The sequence below is a fragment of the Chryseobacterium pennae genome (assembly GCF_003385515.1).
Taxonomy (GTDB): Bacteria; Bacteroidota; Bacteroidia; order Flavobacteriales; family Weeksellaceae; genus Chryseobacterium; species Chryseobacterium pennae.
Genome location: NZ_QNVT01000010.1, coordinates 11,833 through 28,512 on the forward strand (window position 1 = coordinate 11,833; position 16,680 = coordinate 28,512).

The 16,680-nt window shown below is 35.7% G+C and carries 13 protein-coding genes; 10 read left to right on the plus strand and 3 right to left on the minus strand.

All coding sequences use genetic code 11. The features are described 5' to 3' along the window. Nucleotides 1-58 precede the first annotated feature (58 nt). The 6 genes from DRF65_RS11835 (at nucleotide 59) to DRF65_RS11860 (ending at nucleotide 7,083) form a co-directional block, all read left to right on the plus strand. Nucleotides 59-2,701 (plus strand): T9SS-dependent M36 family metallopeptidase, encoded by a 2,643-nt coding sequence (locus tag DRF65_RS11835; RefSeq protein ID WP_228438656.1) that lies wholly within the window; start codon nucleotides 59-61, stop codon nucleotides 2,699-2,701. Nucleotides 2,702-2,829: 128 nt separating this feature from the next. Then, a complete protein-coding gene (locus DRF65_RS11840; protein ID WP_115970971.1) occupies nucleotides 2,830-3,816 on the plus strand; it encodes an EamA family transporter in 987 nt (328 codons plus the stop codon). An 86-nt stretch (nucleotides 3,817-3,902) separates the two neighbouring features. Continuing rightward, nucleotides 3,903-4,898: an alpha/beta fold hydrolase gene (locus DRF65_RS11845; protein ID WP_115970972.1), complete on the plus strand. Its 996-nt coding sequence runs from the start codon at nucleotides 3,903-3,905 to the stop codon at nucleotides 4,896-4,898. A 134-nt stretch (nucleotides 4,899-5,032) separates the two neighbouring features. After that, nucleotides 5,033-5,962, plus strand: coding sequence for a hypothetical protein (locus DRF65_RS11850; protein ID WP_115970973.1), 930 nt, complete (start codon nucleotides 5,033-5,035; stop codon nucleotides 5,960-5,962). A gap of 76 nt (nucleotides 5,963-6,038) precedes the next feature. After that, nucleotides 6,039-6,611, plus strand: coding sequence for a hypothetical protein (locus DRF65_RS11855; protein WP_115970974.1), 573 nt, complete (start codon nucleotides 6,039-6,041; stop codon nucleotides 6,609-6,611). A gap of 28 nt (nucleotides 6,612-6,639) precedes the next feature. Beyond that, nucleotides 6,640-7,083 (plus strand): hypothetical protein, encoded by a 444-nt coding sequence (locus tag DRF65_RS11860; RefSeq protein ID WP_115970975.1) that lies wholly within the window; start codon nucleotides 6,640-6,642, stop codon nucleotides 7,081-7,083. 118 nt (nucleotides 7,084-7,201) lie between these two features. Here the strand turns inward: DRF65_RS11860 and DRF65_RS11865 are convergent, their stop codons facing one another. Beyond that, nucleotides 7,202-8,350, minus strand: a complete 1,149-nt coding sequence (locus DRF65_RS11865) for an MFS transporter (RefSeq protein ID WP_115970976.1) — start codon at nucleotides 8,348-8,350, stop codon at nucleotides 7,202-7,204. A gap of 75 nt (nucleotides 8,351-8,425) precedes the next feature. Here DRF65_RS11865 and DRF65_RS11870 point away from each other — a divergent pair, with 75 nt between their 5' ends. Both DRF65_RS11870 and DRF65_RS11875 read left to right on the plus strand, forming a co-directional pair. Next, entirely contained in the window at nucleotides 8,426-9,208 is a 783-nt protein-coding gene (locus tag DRF65_RS11870; RefSeq protein WP_115970977.1) for an AraC family transcriptional regulator, read from the plus strand. A 188-nt stretch (nucleotides 9,209-9,396) separates the two neighbouring features. Continuing rightward, nucleotides 9,397-9,840, plus strand: coding sequence for an SRPBCC family protein (locus tag DRF65_RS11875; protein WP_115970978.1), 444 nt, complete (start codon nucleotides 9,397-9,399; stop codon nucleotides 9,838-9,840). A gap of 509 nt (nucleotides 9,841-10,349) precedes the next feature. Here DRF65_RS11875 and rplS read toward each other — a convergent pair. Continuing rightward, nucleotides 10,350-10,706, minus strand: coding sequence for a 50S ribosomal protein L19 (rplS, locus tag DRF65_RS11880; RefSeq protein ID WP_068942389.1), 357 nt, complete (start codon nucleotides 10,704-10,706; stop codon nucleotides 10,350-10,352). A gap of 299 nt (nucleotides 10,707-11,005) precedes the next feature. Between rplS and DRF65_RS11885 the strand changes: the two genes are divergently transcribed. After that, complete coding sequence (locus DRF65_RS11885) at nucleotides 11,006-13,753, plus strand: fibronectin type III domain-containing protein (protein WP_115970979.1); 2,748 nt, start codon at nucleotides 11,006-11,008, stop codon at nucleotides 13,751-13,753. A gap of 259 nt (nucleotides 13,754-14,012) precedes the next feature. Here the strand turns inward: DRF65_RS11885 and DRF65_RS11890 are convergent, their stop codons facing one another. Continuing rightward, nucleotides 14,013-15,542, minus strand: coding sequence for a toxin-antitoxin system YwqK family antitoxin (locus tag DRF65_RS11890; RefSeq protein WP_115970980.1), 1,530 nt, complete (start codon nucleotides 15,540-15,542; stop codon nucleotides 14,013-14,015). A 386-nt stretch (nucleotides 15,543-15,928) separates the two neighbouring features. Between DRF65_RS11890 and DRF65_RS11895 the strand changes: the two genes are divergently transcribed. After that, nucleotides 15,929-16,630 (plus strand): CoA transferase subunit A, encoded by a 702-nt coding sequence (locus DRF65_RS11895; RefSeq protein WP_115970981.1) that lies wholly within the window; start codon nucleotides 15,929-15,931, stop codon nucleotides 16,628-16,630. Nucleotides 16,631-16,680 lie beyond the last annotated feature (50 nt).

Genomic DNA, 16,680 nt, shown 5'->3' on the forward strand with positions numbered 1-16,680 from the left:
TATTTATTTTCAAATTTTAACATAAAATATTTGTAGATTAGCGCTTTTAATAATGGATATGAAAAATAAAACTCTACCTCTTCTGTTTGCGGTGTTTTCTGTATTTCCGGCTATTGCTTTCGGACAAGATAATGAAAAACTAATTAAGGATTATATTTCTCAGAATAAAATGAGAGAATATAAGAAGTCTGATCTTAATAACTTTATTGTTGATAATGTAGATTCGTCAAAATCATTAAATGGTAATGTTGTGAAGTTTATACAGACTTATAACGGCTTACCGGTATACAGTTCAGTAGGAACGGCACTTATTAAGGATAATAAAGTGGCATATTATACAGATAACTTTATCAAAGACTATGTGACGGTTTCTGCTAAAAATGCATCAATAAGTGAGAAAGCGGCACTTCAGAATATTGCAGCTGATCTGGAGAATAATAAAATTTCAGACCTTCCAATCATAGGTTTCTTTGAAAAAAGTGAAGCTAAATTACTTTCAGCAAAGCAAAGACTTGTCTACATCAGTAATGAAAATAAAGAGCTTCGTTTAGCCTATGAATTTGTTTTTAAAGAACCGAATGCTGTTAATTCATGGGATATCCTGATAGATGCCAATACTGGGAAGATCATCAGTAAAATGAACCTGAATCTTTCATGTAACTTCCACGACGATGCTTATGGGCATGACCATAGTAACAGTCAGGTGAATATGATGCCGCAACTGCAGGATTTTTATATCCATGATAATATCCAGAAAAAGAATATGATGTTTCTTGCTCCGGATAATGCATCATACAACGTCTTTGCCTTACCGTTGGAATCACCCACTTTTGGCTCGCGTTCTTTAGTTAATAATCCTTGGAATCTGGCTTCTTCTCCTGAAGGCTGGCATTCTAACGGAACTACTCATTATACGATTACAAGAGGTAATAACGTATATGCTTACGATGATAAAGATAATAATGAATCTACTTTCGGAACTTCACCTGATGGAGGAGCCACAAGAAATTTTAATTTTACATATGATGCCAATGCGCTAACGTATAATAATTTGCCGGCAGCAACCACCAATTTATTCTATATCAGTAATATGGTACATGATATTTTTTATAAATTCGGGTTTACGGAGTCTGCAAGAAATTTCCAAAGTAATAATTTTGGTAATGGAGGGCTAGATGATGATGAGGTTTTTGCTCAATCCCAAGATGGAGGAGGTTTTAATAATGCAAATTTTGCAACTTATATGGATAGTTATAATCCGATAATGCAAATGTACCTTTGGTTAGGTTCTAATAGAAAACTTTGGTATAATGCTCCTTCAGATGCTACTGCCAGAGTTGTAAATGCCGGAATAGCACAGTTTGGTTCTCAGCTTAATGATATAGGAATTACAGGTGATGTTAAATTATCAAGTGTTTTAGAAGGCTGTACAAGTATTCCTGCAGGTGAATTAACCGGTAAGATCGCTTTAATTCAAAGAGGAACATGTGGCTTTGCTATTAAAGTTAAAAATGCTGAGAATGCAGGAGCTATAGGAACTATTATTTATAACAATGCTGCAAACGGTGCTACAATTGGTAATATGGCAGGAGATGGAGTGGTTTCTCCAACTGTTACAATACCTTCTATATTAATTACTGAGGCTGAAGGATTGTTTATGAAAGGTAAACTTGATGCCAATACAGTAGTAAATACTACGTTGAGAGCCGATACAAAATACGATGGAAGCTTTGATAATGGTATTGTTACGCATGAATATGGTCATGGAATATCCAACAGGTTAACAGGAGATGGCTATACCTGCTTAAATGCAAGACCTTATGGTACAAATACAACCTATTCTACAGAACAAATGGGTGAAGGATGGTCTGACTTCTTTGCTTTGATGCTGACCAATAAACCAGGAGATAACTCTACTGTTGCCAGAGGGATAGGAACGTATCCAATGGGACAACCAATAACAGGTAACGGGATCAGACCTGCAAAATATTCTCCGGATTTTACTGTGAATGATTTTACTTACGGTGATACTAACGGAATGGAGTATTCTGATAATGGGACAATGGTTCCGGATTCACACTCTATTGGCTTTATCTGGGCATCTATGTTATGGGATCTTCATTGGAAGTATGTTGAGAAATATGGGTACTCATCTGATGTAATGGCGAATGCTACAAACGGAAGTTCAAGAGTATTACAATTGATTCTTAACGGACTTAAACTGCAAACTTGTGATCCTAGTTTTATTGAAGGTAGAAATGCAATATTAGCAGCTGAATTGGCAGCAACAGAAGGTCAGGATAAATGTATGATCTGGAAGGTTTTTGCAAAAAGAGGATTAGGGGTAAATGCATCAGCAGGACTTAAAACGAATATCAACGATCAGGTGCAAAACTTTGATGTACCTTCAGACTGTGCTTCACTGGGTACAGATGAGCTTACTTCAATTAAAGATAATAAGATTTCTGTTTATCCAAACCCTGCAAAAGATGAGTTTTATATTAATTTCCCAAGCAAAACCCTTGGAAAAGTAAGTGTAGAACTGTATGATATGTCTGGTAAACTGGTTTCTTCTGAAGATAAAATTTCACCTGAAAACAAAAAGGCAATCTCTACAAGCAGTTTGGTTAATGGAACTTATATTGTAAAAGTAAAAGGACTTGGTTTTGAAGCCAATTCTAAAGTGATTGTAAAAAAATAACCAATTTATATAATCAATATAATAGATCGCCGCAAGCAAAGCTTGCGGCGATCTTATTTATATATCATGATAAGACTTCAAAGTACTTTAATTTATATGTCGTAACTTTGCAGGCTGTTAAAAAAATTATGAAGAAGAAAAATATACTAAAAGGTGTTTTATTTGTAGGGATTGGTGCTAGTATATACGGTATGTTAGCCACTTTTGTGAAAATGGCTTATCATGATGGTTTTACAACGTCTGAAGTAACAACATCCCAATTTGTACTAGGTTTAACCGGACTTTTGATCCTGAATCTTATTCAAACCCTGACATCAAAAAAGAAATTATCAATGCCCAGTTCCAAAGAGGTCAGAATGCTGATGCTTGCCGGAACGTCATTGGGAGGAACAAGTTTGTTTTATTATATAGCGGTTCAGTATATCAATGTTTCCATTGCTATCGTATTGCTGATGCAGTCGGTTTGGTTTAGTGTAGTAGTAGAAAGTATTATTACCAAAAAGTTTCCGAATGCAAGGAAAATTGTTGCTGTAATGATCGTATTGCTGGGAACGGTTTTAGCGACCAATCTTATCAATATGGAAATCGATCTTGATTGGCATGGAGTCTTCTGGGGACTGATGGCGGCAGCTTCATATACATTAACGATGTTTACTTCTAATACATTGGCTACCCATTTACCTGTTTTCAGAAAAAGTATTATTATGTTGGCAGGAGGTTCCATTGTGGTTTTTGCATTCCTGTTTTTTGCACAGATAGGACCCATGTATTTTGATGGATTAAAAGCTTTTTATCTGAATTTTACAGAAAATACAGAGCATATCCACTCTTTCAATTATTCGATATTTTTAACATATGGTTTTGTTCTGGCTTTATTCGGAACTATTATTCCCCCAATTCTGTTCAATGTTGGTTTCCCGAATGCAGGATTAGGTCTGGGAAGTATTGTTTCTTCCTTGGAACTTCCGGTTTCCGTAACCATGGCCTTTGTTCTGTTAGGAGAACAAGTGTTTTTAATACAATGGGTAGGGATTGCGCTAATTCTTTTTGCAATTGTTTTAATGAATCTTCCATCCAAAAAAGAAAAAGAAGTTTCTATGGCAGAAGTATCTTAAAAGATAATATTTAACTAAAAATAACAGTTGAAAACCGTTCCTTTTGGAGCGGTTTTTTTAATTTTAAAAGCTTAAAATAAAGTACCATGAGATATTTCAGAAATATAGCCTCAGCAATAATATTCGTAGCCGGATCAGGATTATTGTTTTCACAAATAAGACCGTTGGATGCGATGCTGTCTGATTATCAATATCCTTACGAAGTTCATTTTTTAGAGTTAAAATCCCAGGATAACAATCTGAAGATGGCCTATATGGACGTAAAGCCACAAAAGGCTAATGGAAAGACAATCCTCCTTCTTCACGGAAAAAATTTTAATGGCGCTTATTGGGAGAAGACCGCCAAAGACCTTTCGGAGAAGGGATTCAGGGTGATTATTCCGGATCAGATCGGGTTTGGGAAATCATCGAAGCCTCACAGTTACCAGTTTTCCTTTTCACAATTGGCAGAAAATACAAAAGCAGTTCTGGATCAGTTGGGAATTGATAAAACCATTGTTCTGGGACATTCAATGGGAGGAATGGTGGCTGCAAGGTTTACTTTGCTTTATCCTGAAAAAGTTCAGAAGCTGATCCTTGAAAATCCTATCGGACTTGAAGACTATAAAGTATTTGCTGCTTATCAGACTATAGATCAGGTCTACCAGTCTGAGCTTAAAAATACTGCTGAAACCTATAAAAACTATCAGCTGAAATTCTATTATGACAACAAGTGGAAAGAAGAGTACCAGCCCTGGCTTGATCTTATTGCAGGATGGACTGTTCATAAAGATTATCCGCAGGTAGCTTGGGATGCAGCCCTTACTTCCGATATGATCTATAACCAACCAGTCTGTTATGAATTTAAAAATATAAAAACTCCCACCTTACTTATTATAGGAACCAGAGACAGAACAGCGATTGGAAAAGACAGAGCTCCAAAGGAACTCCAATCTAAAATGGGACAGTATCAGGAGCTGGGAAAGAAGACACAACGTGAAATTCCCGGGTCCAAACTGGTGGAAATTGAAAATGTAGGCCATCTTCCCCATATTGAAGTGTATCCCAGGTTTTTTGAAGCTTTGTATGATTTTATAAAATAATCTGATGAATCTGAAATATATCAAACGAATGATGGTTGGGAGCAGGAGTTTATTATAGGAATATACCTTTTCAAATAGAATATTGGTATAATGGCAGAGAAAAATAGATGAAGAAAATTTTTTAACTTGTAACAATGATGAAACTTGTTTTTTGTACTGTATTATTTTTTGGTTCTATCAATAGTGATGCTCAGAAGCCGCATAAAATAATAGAATATCAAAAAAATGGGCTGCAGTTTGATTTGAAATATGAGCATGCTGATTGTTCATATGAAATTTTAATCAATGATATGCCTGTGATTACTTATTTTGGTATGGGAGGAAGATCCGGGCAGACAATAGATCTTAATCCTTATATCCTGCAGCCGGGGAAGCAGGATATAACGATAAGAATGTCCCCCTCAAAAAAAGAAGAAAATGCTTTTGCTCCATTCCTCACTACAAATTCTTTTGTGAAGATAGAGCTTTCAAAAAATAAAAAGCCAATGTCTATGCTTGATCAGCTCAATGCAAAAGATAAAGGAGAGCAGTATAAATGGATGTTGCTGTCGTACCAAACGCCAGCATTGAAAAAAAATGCCTCTTATGCTGAATACAAAACCTCATTTGAAGTAGAAGCTAAAGATATTAATTGGAAAATAATAGGATGGAGTGAAAGTAAGGACCTGAAAAACGATTCGGATATAAAAAAAGAAGTTGATGCTTTTTATGAAGATTTCAAGAAAACCCTGGAAACCGGAGATGGGTCCAAATACCTTTCTATGTTGAAAAATAACATCTATGAAGAGGCTGCATCTGTTCCCTGGGATAAAACTGCTGAATCACAGATAGTTCAAAATAAGGCTGAGTACGCCGTAGAAAAAAGGAATTTCATTTATCCGTGCAGACAAACAGAGTTAAAGTTTTTTGGAAATGGAAAAGTGGTTACCCTGGTATGTACGGACAGCCTTACCTTCGGGTACTCTCCATTGATATCGAAGACATCTAAGAATATGATGCCTAAAGTACATACTTTCTATCTGCATAAACCCAAAGGAAGTGATCAATTAGAAATTATCCGATGATAAAAGATTATTTTTTTATCTCAATCTAATTTGCAAAATTCATATTCCAGGTAATATCATAAAAAACGAGTTCATTTTGAAATTACCAGAAAATAAATTTGTCGGGACAATAGGTTCCTTTACTCCGGTATTTAAATATATTGGAATTGTTTTCACGTGGATCAGTCTGATCAATGAAACAGACACTCAACCCTTTCTTACGGTTTTTGAAAAAAAGATAGGATTGGAAATATTTCTCTTATCCGCCAGTTTCTTCCTGATTGGTCTGGGACAAAATACCACTAGAAAAAAAGATGCTGCAGACTTTAAAATGTATGTTGTTCTTTTCTCTTTATTTACAATAGGTTCTGTGATTGCGGTTGGGGACAATATTCAATTATTATTATCTGTTCTTATCATTATGGTGTCTAATTTCTTAGGTTTTATAAGCCGGTCAGGTGAATATGGGGTATCTGCCAATGATATATTCATCAGTGGAAGAGGGGCTGTCTTCTGTTTTGTTTTGGCTGTAATCTATGGAATTCCTGTCGGACTGATGCTGAAACATTTTAATATATCGGGAAATACAGTTATTTTAGGAGCTGCAGTTATCGGATATTATGTGATCCTCTTATTTTTTGAAATCCGGTTTTTACTGAAATCAAGGTGATAAATAATTAAAATCTAATAATTGACGTATGTTTTATAAGTTCTCTTTAAATGATTCTTTTCTTGTTATTGAAAATACCTTTCTTTCGGAAAAAATAGATATCAACTCAATTGATGATATTGTCATTTCTAATGAATTTCCTGCCAAAAAGTATTCTTTATATATGTTTTTCACCAAGCCAATACAATATGAACCGAAGAAAGGATGGCTGAATAAAATGATCTTTTTAATCTCTAATAACAATAGTAATCCCTATGAAATCAAGAGAACCTATTATGATCATGAAATTGAACCCCTGCTTATATTGATAAAAAAAGGAGTGCCGGATGCCGATCTTCCAGAACTGAAAAATAGCTTGTTTTGGAGAACAGATGACGGAATAAATGTATTTTCCAAAATGAAAGTGATGTACAGTAGAGAAAAACGTTCTTTGACCGATATCTTTAAAAAACATGGAATGATGATGGAGTAAGTAATTGGGCTTATTCTATGAATACGGAAAATTTGTTACCTCCGGAACAAAATGAATTTACAGAGTATATCTTAAATATTATATCCATGTATTATTCAGAAGACAGGACTGTTTATAGTTAAACAGTCTTATCTTTTGAATGAAATACCAGCAAAGTCAGGACCCCAATTCCTGAAAAAATTAAACATGAGATCCCCAGATTCTGAATAAATCCTATAGTTGCCAATCCGGTTCCTATCAGTATATAGTAAATGAGACCCAACAAAGCTCCGGCACTTCCTGTTTCGTTTTTATAATGAATCAATGCAGTGCTCAGAATATTAGGAATAGCCATGCTGAAGGCCATGACGATAAAGAAGTAAGGGATCAGAAAATAAATTCCATAACCGATTAGCATCCACACAAAAACAGAAGCTATAAATGCACCTATTACACTTGAAGTCACTAAAATCTTAGGTGTAATATTCTTTAAAAGCAGAAATCTGTTAAGTTTAGCTCCTGCAAAAGTTCCGGCAGCCAGTATAATGCTGCTGTATCCGAAAATATAAGATGAATATTGCTGTTGCTTGAAAATAAAAGGAGCCAGTGAATAATAAGAAAATAAGAGCACATTAAAGCTCATGATCAATAAACAGCATCTGATGATTTCCCAGTCTTTTAGCATTCGTTTTAATAAACCGGTCAGTATTTGGAAGTTGATTTCTTTTACCGAATGATGAGTTTCAGAAATGTTTCTCCTGGAAAGAATATAAAATACAGCTGCCAGCAGATACAAAGTAATAAAAACTCCCTGGTGACCTGTTAAAGATGCCAGTACTGAGCCGGTAGTCATGCCAATGACCGGACTGATGGATAAGCCAATTCCGATCCATGAAAAGACCTTGCTGATATGGTCTTTGTCATAAGTGTCACGCAAAATAGTCTGGGTGACAATGGATCCTACGGCAATTCCAAAAGCCGAAATAATTCTGGTAGCAATCAAAACCATGAAACTAGGAGCGAAAACCGCCGCAAAAGTTCCGATTCCATACGTAATCAACCCATATTCCAGAGACTTCTTTCTTCCGATTCTGTCACATTGTATACCCCAAAATGCTACGCCTAGAGCGAAAGCAATAAAATACATACTTATCGTTAAAGTAGCAGATTCTTCATTTACCCCAAATTTTTCCTGAACCATTGGCAAAACAGGACTGTAAATGGTTTCCACAAACTGAGGAAGCATTACAAGTAACGTCAACAGCCAAAGAGGATTTGTCTTTTTCATTTTTTTCTGCAAAGGTTTGAAAAAATAAGAGTATATTTATAATGATATAAAAACAAAAAACATCAAAAATAAGACATGGCGATATTAAAACAGAATGATGAGTTTAATGCAGATGCTCTTAAAGAAAAAATTATTGGAATAGCCTCCGATATGGTTATGCATGATTCCGGATTTCATGACCATAAATTCAAGGCGCAATTGCTGTATGCACCTTCCGGTTGTATGACGGTAACTACTTCTGACAGACAGTTTGTACTACCGCCATTCAGAATGTTGTGGATACCAGCTAACGAGATTCACCGGGTGAATTTCAGGAATATTGTAGCCTACAGATCTGTTTATTTTGACAATGAATATGCTGAAAAATACATGGACTCAAGCCTTAAGGTTTTGCATGTCAACTCTTTATTGAAAGAAATTATCGAAAGAATCTGCTTCTGGGAATGGACTGCTTTGAATACTGCTCAAAAGAGTCTTTTAAACGTTTTCTGGGACGAAATAAAACAAGCTCCTGAAGAAAAATTGAAACTTAGAATGCCCACTGATAGACGTTTTAAGAGGATTGTGGAAGAGTGGACAATCCGAACTTCCATACCTCCCATGCTGAAAAATCTGGCAGAAAAAACCGGAGCTGTTGAAAAAACGATTACCCGAATTTTCAAAAAGGAAACGGGTCTTTCTTATCAGGAATGGAGGCAGCAATGGCGTCTTCAGCGGTCAATAGAACTTTTGGTAGATGGAAACTCAATAGGAGAGGTGTCCCATATCTTAGATTTCTCCTCAGACAGTGCCTTTATTGAATTTTTTAAAAAACATACCGGATCTACACCACTACAATATCTCATGAAAAACGAATAAATCTGCAAATTATTCCCAATATCCCAATTGAAGACGTAATCATTCTCCTCCGCTGGAGGGGTGTCAAAAATTCTTTGAATTTTTGACGGGGTGGTTAACTTATTGCCTTCATCCCATTTCTTACCCTATGCAAAGTCCTCTGAGAAATAATTTCCATAAAATTGTATACACCAACCAAAATAGATAATATGGAAAATTACACCAATACAATAGAAGTAAAATCTACTGCAGATAAAGCATACGAAGCTTTAACTCATCAGGTTCCGCTTTGGTGGACTGAAATGTTTGAGGGATCTTCCGTACAAACAGGAGATGTATTCACGATAAGATTTGGAGCTGCTATTCACAAAACGATGCGGGTGAAGGAATCAATCCCCAAATCAAAGATGATCTGGTATGTTGAAGATTCACTCATTGCTCTTCCTGAATTAAAGAACCAGACAGAATGGATTGGAACAGGAATCGTTTGGGAAATAACACAAATAGAAGAAAATACTCGGATAACAGTTATACATATCGGCTTGAGCCCGGAAATTGAATGTTACGATATATGCTCCAATGGCTGGATACAATTTCTGGCCAGTCTGAAACTCTTCCTGGAAACCGGAAAAGGGACTCCATACAAAGAATAATGAGTATTCAAAAATGATAATAAGCCATACTTTGAACACTTAGGATACAAAACTCCATATATAGAATATTACTGATTACTCATGTCATTAACCACAGATGACATAAATTTTCACAGATGTTTGAGAATAGAAGTAAACTGGTTCTTTAATTGACCTAGGAATTAGGAGCGTTAAGAAAATTTGAATGTAATCCGTTAAGAAATTTCCACTGTCTGAGCATGGTCTTCAATTTTGAATCAAAGCAGTATCAACTGATCCATGCGAGTTTGGAAATTTTAGGAGTACATTTGAATTTTTAGCGGATAATTCCAGTCTTGAACTTTTGTATACTTTTGTTTCAATACAAAAGTATAAGTGAGATAAAAAGAAAAATATTGTACATTAAAGGTATGACAAAACTTGTAGGAAATACAAAACCTATATATAGAATATTGCTCCTTACAGATTACCCAAAAAAAAGAAGCCGTTTACATGTAAACAGCTTCTTTTTGCATTTATTGTTGTCTGAATTATTTCTTCTTGTAAGCAGCGTCTTTAATTCTCGCTTTTTTACCTCTAAGATCTCTGAAGTAATAGATTCTAGCTCTTCTAACTCTACCTCTTCTGTCAACCTCGATTTTTTGAAGTGCAGGTAAGTTGATAGGGAATACTCTTTCTACACCTACATCACCAGACATTTTTCTGATCGTGAAAGTTTTTGTAGAACCAGTACCTCTTAATTGGATAACTGTTCCTTTGAAGAACTGAGTTCTAGTCTTTTGTCCTTCTTTAATTTCGTAATACACAGTAATTGTATCACCTGCTTTGAATTCAGGGAATTCTTTTTTCGCAATGTACTTGTCTTGAACGTACTTTAATAAATCCATTATTAATAAAATAAAATGTTAAAGCTAAGCAACTTACACGCTTATCGTCAGAGGTTGAATAACAGGTTGCAAATGTACAAAATAGTTTTTGAATACACCAAATATTTAATGTGCTAAAAACTATAATTTTTTCATTCAGGTTTTGACGAAAAATTAACAGATTCTTTAAGATTCCATCAGATTGAGTTTATACTGGAATTATACTTTTGCCCAAAGTAAAAATTCAATAAACGTTTTTCACTTATTTTTGAATTAATTATTTGTTACTTTGTGTTTAACTACTTAAAATTTAATTATATATGAAACATTATTTCTTCTTTTTTTGTTTCGCGGTCCAGATGGCATTCGGGCAGGTTTTGTTCCCATATCTGCAAAACCCGACTCAGAGTTCCATGATCGTCAATTGGAAGACAGCTTCCGATAACGAAACTACCGTAATCTACGGTGATTCCCCAACCAATCTGAATGTGACGGTAACCGGTACTACAAACATCTTTTCAGATACAGGATACAACAACAACTACTATTATCACACGGCAAAAATTGGCAACCTGCAGCCGAATACCAAATACTATTATAAGATAAAGACCGGAACTAATGAATCTGCTGTATATAATTTCAGAACGCTTCCTTTACCGGGACAGCCTGTAACAGCCAATGGAAAGATCCGTTTCCTGATCATGGGAGATAACCAGATCAAAGCAGAACCGAGATATGACAGTCTTACTTTGAATGCTTTTAAAAAATTAAAAGAAAAATTCGGAGCGACCTCAGATCCATCGGATAATATTGCCCTTACTTTCATGGTTGGAGACCAGGTGGATGTAGGAACATTGGACCATTATGAGAATGTTCACTTCAAAAAGAACATCAAATTATCACCTTACCTGCCCATCCAGACCACTGTAGGAAACCATGAGACGTATGGAACTCTTGGAATGAATTCTTACTATGCACATTTCTATATCGATGAGATTAAGTATAAAGGAATAACTTCAGGAAATGAGAATTATTATGCTCAGCAGGCAGGTAATGTACTTTTTATCAGCTTAAGTTCTGAGCATACAGGGGCTGCTCAGCAGACCTGGCTGCAACAGGTTTTAAACGAAGCCAATAATGATTCTACAGTAGACTGGATCATCTCATTAAGCCACAGACCTTATCAGGCTGAACAATATGTAGGGGATATTTCCACTTGGGTAAGAAACAATGCAGTTCCACTTTTGGTAACGTCTAACAAATACCTGATGCACGTTGGAGCCCACCATCACTTGTACCACAGGGGACAGTTGAAAAACACGCCGAATTACCAGATTATTTCAGGAGGAACAGCCTGGGATCAGTATTGGGGAATGTCTAATGAACAGGATTTTGACGATGTTCAGAAAACCCTTACAGATTGGACCTATCAGATCGTTGAAGTAGATATTCCAACCGGAAAAGTAGATATAGAATGTTACTCTATTGGTGGAAAATATACCAAGAAAAATAATGAACTGGTGGATTCATTCCACAGGTATAAAAATCAGCCAAAGCCTGCAAAACCATCTATTACCAATACATTTTCAGGTCCAACCACGTTGCCTTTAACATTGGATGGGAGTGCTTTCTCCTCATCTAATGGAGAACTTTTAAATACAACGCAGTTTCTGATCAGTAAAGCAGCCGATTTTTCTGTGATTGAAAAGGAATTCTACCGCGATTTTGAAAACTGGTTCGGAAAAGATGGAAACGGAAATCCGGATAAAGCCAAGAATTTAAATGAAGGCGTAGATATTACCAAGGCAAGTTTAGCCGCAAACTCAATTCCGAACGGAATTTATTACGTGAAAATCCGCTATAGAGACAGAAACCTGGAGTGGAGCGACTGGAGTGAGGTAAAGCAGTTTGAAATTACAGGAAGCGTGGTTTCAAACCCTACCTTTACTTTAGATAAAACGGAATATACCCCAAATGAACCTATTGTTGCTACTTATACAGGAGGTCCTGGAAATCAGCAGGATTGGGTAGGTATCTATAAAAAAGGACAGACACCAGGAGGTTCTACCACTTCACAGACCTACGTTTACACGAACGGACAAACCGCTGGAACAGCTACTTTCAATAATGGTTTGCCTAATAAAGGTCAGTATTTTGCAGGGTTTTTTGCCAACAACGGATATACAGATATTACTTCAAGAAAAAGTTTCTATGTAGGTCCGAAAGTACAATTACAGGCTACAGCAGATACCTATCCGGTGGGTGGAACAGTAACGATCAACTTTACGAATGCTCCGAGCCTTCAAAAAGACTGGATCGGAATTTATAAAATGGGACAGACTCCGGGAACAACTACTTCCATAAAATGGAGTTATGTAACTACAGCATCGGGAACTCTTAATTTTACAGGTCTTCCAAAAGGATATTATTATGCTCAGTACTTACTGGAAGATGGCTATAACGGAATTGGAGAAAAAGTATTCTTTAAAGTAGGGGATATCGCTACTGAGTTATGGATCAACAAACCTGTATATTCATTGGGAGAGAACATCACTGCTTCATGGACAGATTCTCCGGGAATTATTAAAGACTGGTTAGGAATCTATCCTCAGAACATTCAGACACCTGATGATAACTTTGTTTCATATACTTATTTTGATGGAGTAACACAAGGAACCAAAGCGATTACAGGAAATGTAAATGGCGTACCAACTACCCCAGGAAACTATTATATGGTGATGTTTACCAACGATTCTTATACTGAAGTTTCAAACAGAGTACAGTTTCAGGTAAGCTCAGGGTCTTTAGGAGTGGAAGAGGCGAAAAGTACAGAGAAAAACGTTACCCTCTATCCGAACCCTACAAAACCGGGTGAACCCACCTTTATTAAGAGTGATTATCCAATCGAAAAAATAGAACTGGTATCAGCAGCAGGAGAATTATTATATGAATCAAAAAATATTCATAACCAACGGTTCTCTTTAGTGAATGAAAGCCTTCCGAAAGGATTGTATTTTGTAAAAGTTCACGCAAGAAAACTATTTACTTTAAAACTGATTATCCAATAACAGAATAAAAATAACCATGAAGTAAACAGGCTGTCAGAAATGATAGCCTGTTTTTTTTCTTGTATTAAATTTCCCACAGATTACACAGATTTAAAATGTTACATTTAAAGCATAAAAGCTTTACGTTTGAGCCTTGTCAAGGTTTTAAAGCTTGACAAGGCTGCACCATCTGCAAAATCTACATCATCTGCGAGAACAAAATAAAAAAGCAGTTTCGAAAACTGAAACTGCTTTTTGATATTATCAAATGATCCTATTATTATTCAAAATCACTGTACAAATTATCTTCCTGAATGACAGTGTCGCTATCAGAAGAGAAGTATCCATCTCCGGTATCCATCAAAATTTTAGAATCCTGAATCAGTTTTCCCTCTATGTTATATATCTTTAACAAGATCCATTTACCACTACGTTCAAGCTCTTTTGTTCCGTTGTAGGTTTTTATTCTGATTTTTCCACTTTGAAGAATACCTTCTTTTACAGAAGATTTGTTGGTAGGTTTCCCTTTTACATACTGTACAATCTGCGCAGTGAAAGCGTAATCATCTTCACTTACTGGTTGGTTATAAGTGTATAAAATACCTCCTTTATTATCGTAGATTGTTGCATCATAAGCATTTTGTTTAGTGTTTAATTTCTTCTCAAACTTTAGCTTGTTCTCTTCATGAAATTTTCTGGTATTAATCAAAACTCCGTTTTTATAATGCATTTCGTCAAGACCATCATAGGAAATACCGTTATAAGGACTGTCTTCCTGGTAAGTTAACGTAGATTTTAGCTTTCCATCCGGAGCATAATATTTAATCTCCTGAATTGCTTCATCCTTTAGAGTTTTCTCTGTAGAAAGTTTTCCTTCTTCGTTAAATTCTTTATTCAGGATAACTGAACCATTTTTATAAACATCTATGGTTGAAATATGAGTGTAATCATAACTAAGCTGATAATCTTCACCATCCATTGGCTTATACATATCATTTTCTTTATCATATTGATAAATCAAATGGGCAATTTTCTTTCCGGATTCATCATAAGTGGTTTTGAAACCGTCCTTTTTTCCTCTCTTCTGTTCCTGTAAAAGATTGCCGTTTTTAGCATAGATAACACCTTCCTTGATGGTACCATCGCTCTTATACTTTTCAATTTTGGAAACCCTCATAGGGTTATAGTAATATTCTACCTGAATACCTTCACTGTTACCCTCTGAACTTACACTGCCAATAAATTTACCTTTATCACCATAGTATTTGTTTTCGTAGCTGCCGTTTTTACCGGTAACACTTTCTGTTCTGATTCCTTTGATATCCTCATCATAAATAATCGTCTGAGAAGGGCTGGAGTTTTCATATACGGTGATTGAGTTATAGTAATACTCGCTTTCCGGATCTTTATAAGTAAACATTTTTCCGGAAAAAGTACCATCAGCTTTATAAACCATATCTTCCATCAATCTGCCTGTAGTATCGTAAGACTGAGAGACTCCAACCTGTTTTCCGTTAGAATAAGTAACAACACTCATTGTCTTTCCTTCAGGAGTGTACCATGTTACTTTCCCATCAAAAACCTCATTGCTCGGAGTGGTATCAGAAGCAAGCCCCTCCATTTGAAGTTTCCCGTTTTTATAAAAATCTTTGATTAGGATAAGTTTACCTTTTGGGGACGTTTCACGGTAATATTCCATGTTTTCTTTGGTCGTCTTTTCCCAGTTTTCATCAAAATAAGTTTTTTCCTGTGCACATACGTTGATGCTGAGTACCAGTGCAAGCAACGCTGATATAAATAATTTTTTCATGTTTTATATTAAGTTCTGATTTTAAGTTTGTGATGATTTGCTTTTGTATACCAATAGGGTGAAAGGAAAAGGTAAAAGCGTTGAAGAGACAGCAGCTAGACTGTCAGAAATAATTTTACATTAAGATTGTGTTTATATCAATTATATCCGAAGATTAAATAATATGTGGTTTTTTTGAATTTAAGCCCCAAATATAAATCAATTTTACGAGATTTATAGAAAAAATGAACCGGTTTGTTCACTTTTAGCTGTAAAAATCTGACTATAAAAATCTTAATACATAAAATCAGGTATTCAGAATAGGATAGGCATCAGGATCTTTTTCCAGCCATAGCAGATACGATAAATTTTTATTAAATTTAGCCAACAGAAAAATCTAATATTTCATGATAGATAAAAGAGTAAAAAATGCAAAGGAAGCCATCGAAGGAATTAAAGATGGAATGACGCTGATGCTAGGCGGATTTGGACTTTGCGGAATCCCTGAAAATTCAATCAACGCCTTAGTGGAAAGTGATGTAAAAGATCTTACCTGTATTTCAAACAATGCCGGTGTAGATGATTTCGGATTAGGATTACTGCTTCACAAAAGACAAATCAAGAAGATGATCTCTTCCTATGTAGGGGAAAATGCCGAGTTTGAAAGACAAATGCTTTCAGGAGAACTGGACGTTGAACTTACTCCACAGGGAACATTAGCTGAAAAATGCAGAGCTGCTCAGGCAGGAATCCCGGCTTTTTACACCCCTGCAGGATATGGAACAGAGGTGGCGGAAGGAAAAGAAGTGAAAGAATTCCACGGAAAACCTCACATTCTGGAACATGCCTTTGAAGCAGATTTCTCAATTGTAAAAGCATGGAAAGGAGATCATGCCGGAAACCTTATTTTCAAAGGATCTGCAAGAAACTTCAATCATCCGATGGCTGGAGCAGGAAAAATTACTGTTGCTGAGGTAGAAGAACTGGTAGAACCGGGAGAGTTAGACCCCAACCAAATCCATATTCCGGGCATCATGATTCAGAGAATTTTCCAGGGTGAAAAATTTGAAAAGAGAATTGAACAAAGAACAGTAAGAACTAAAGAATAATTTCTGAAGAGATACGATTAACCATAAAAAATAAAGCGCTGAATATATTT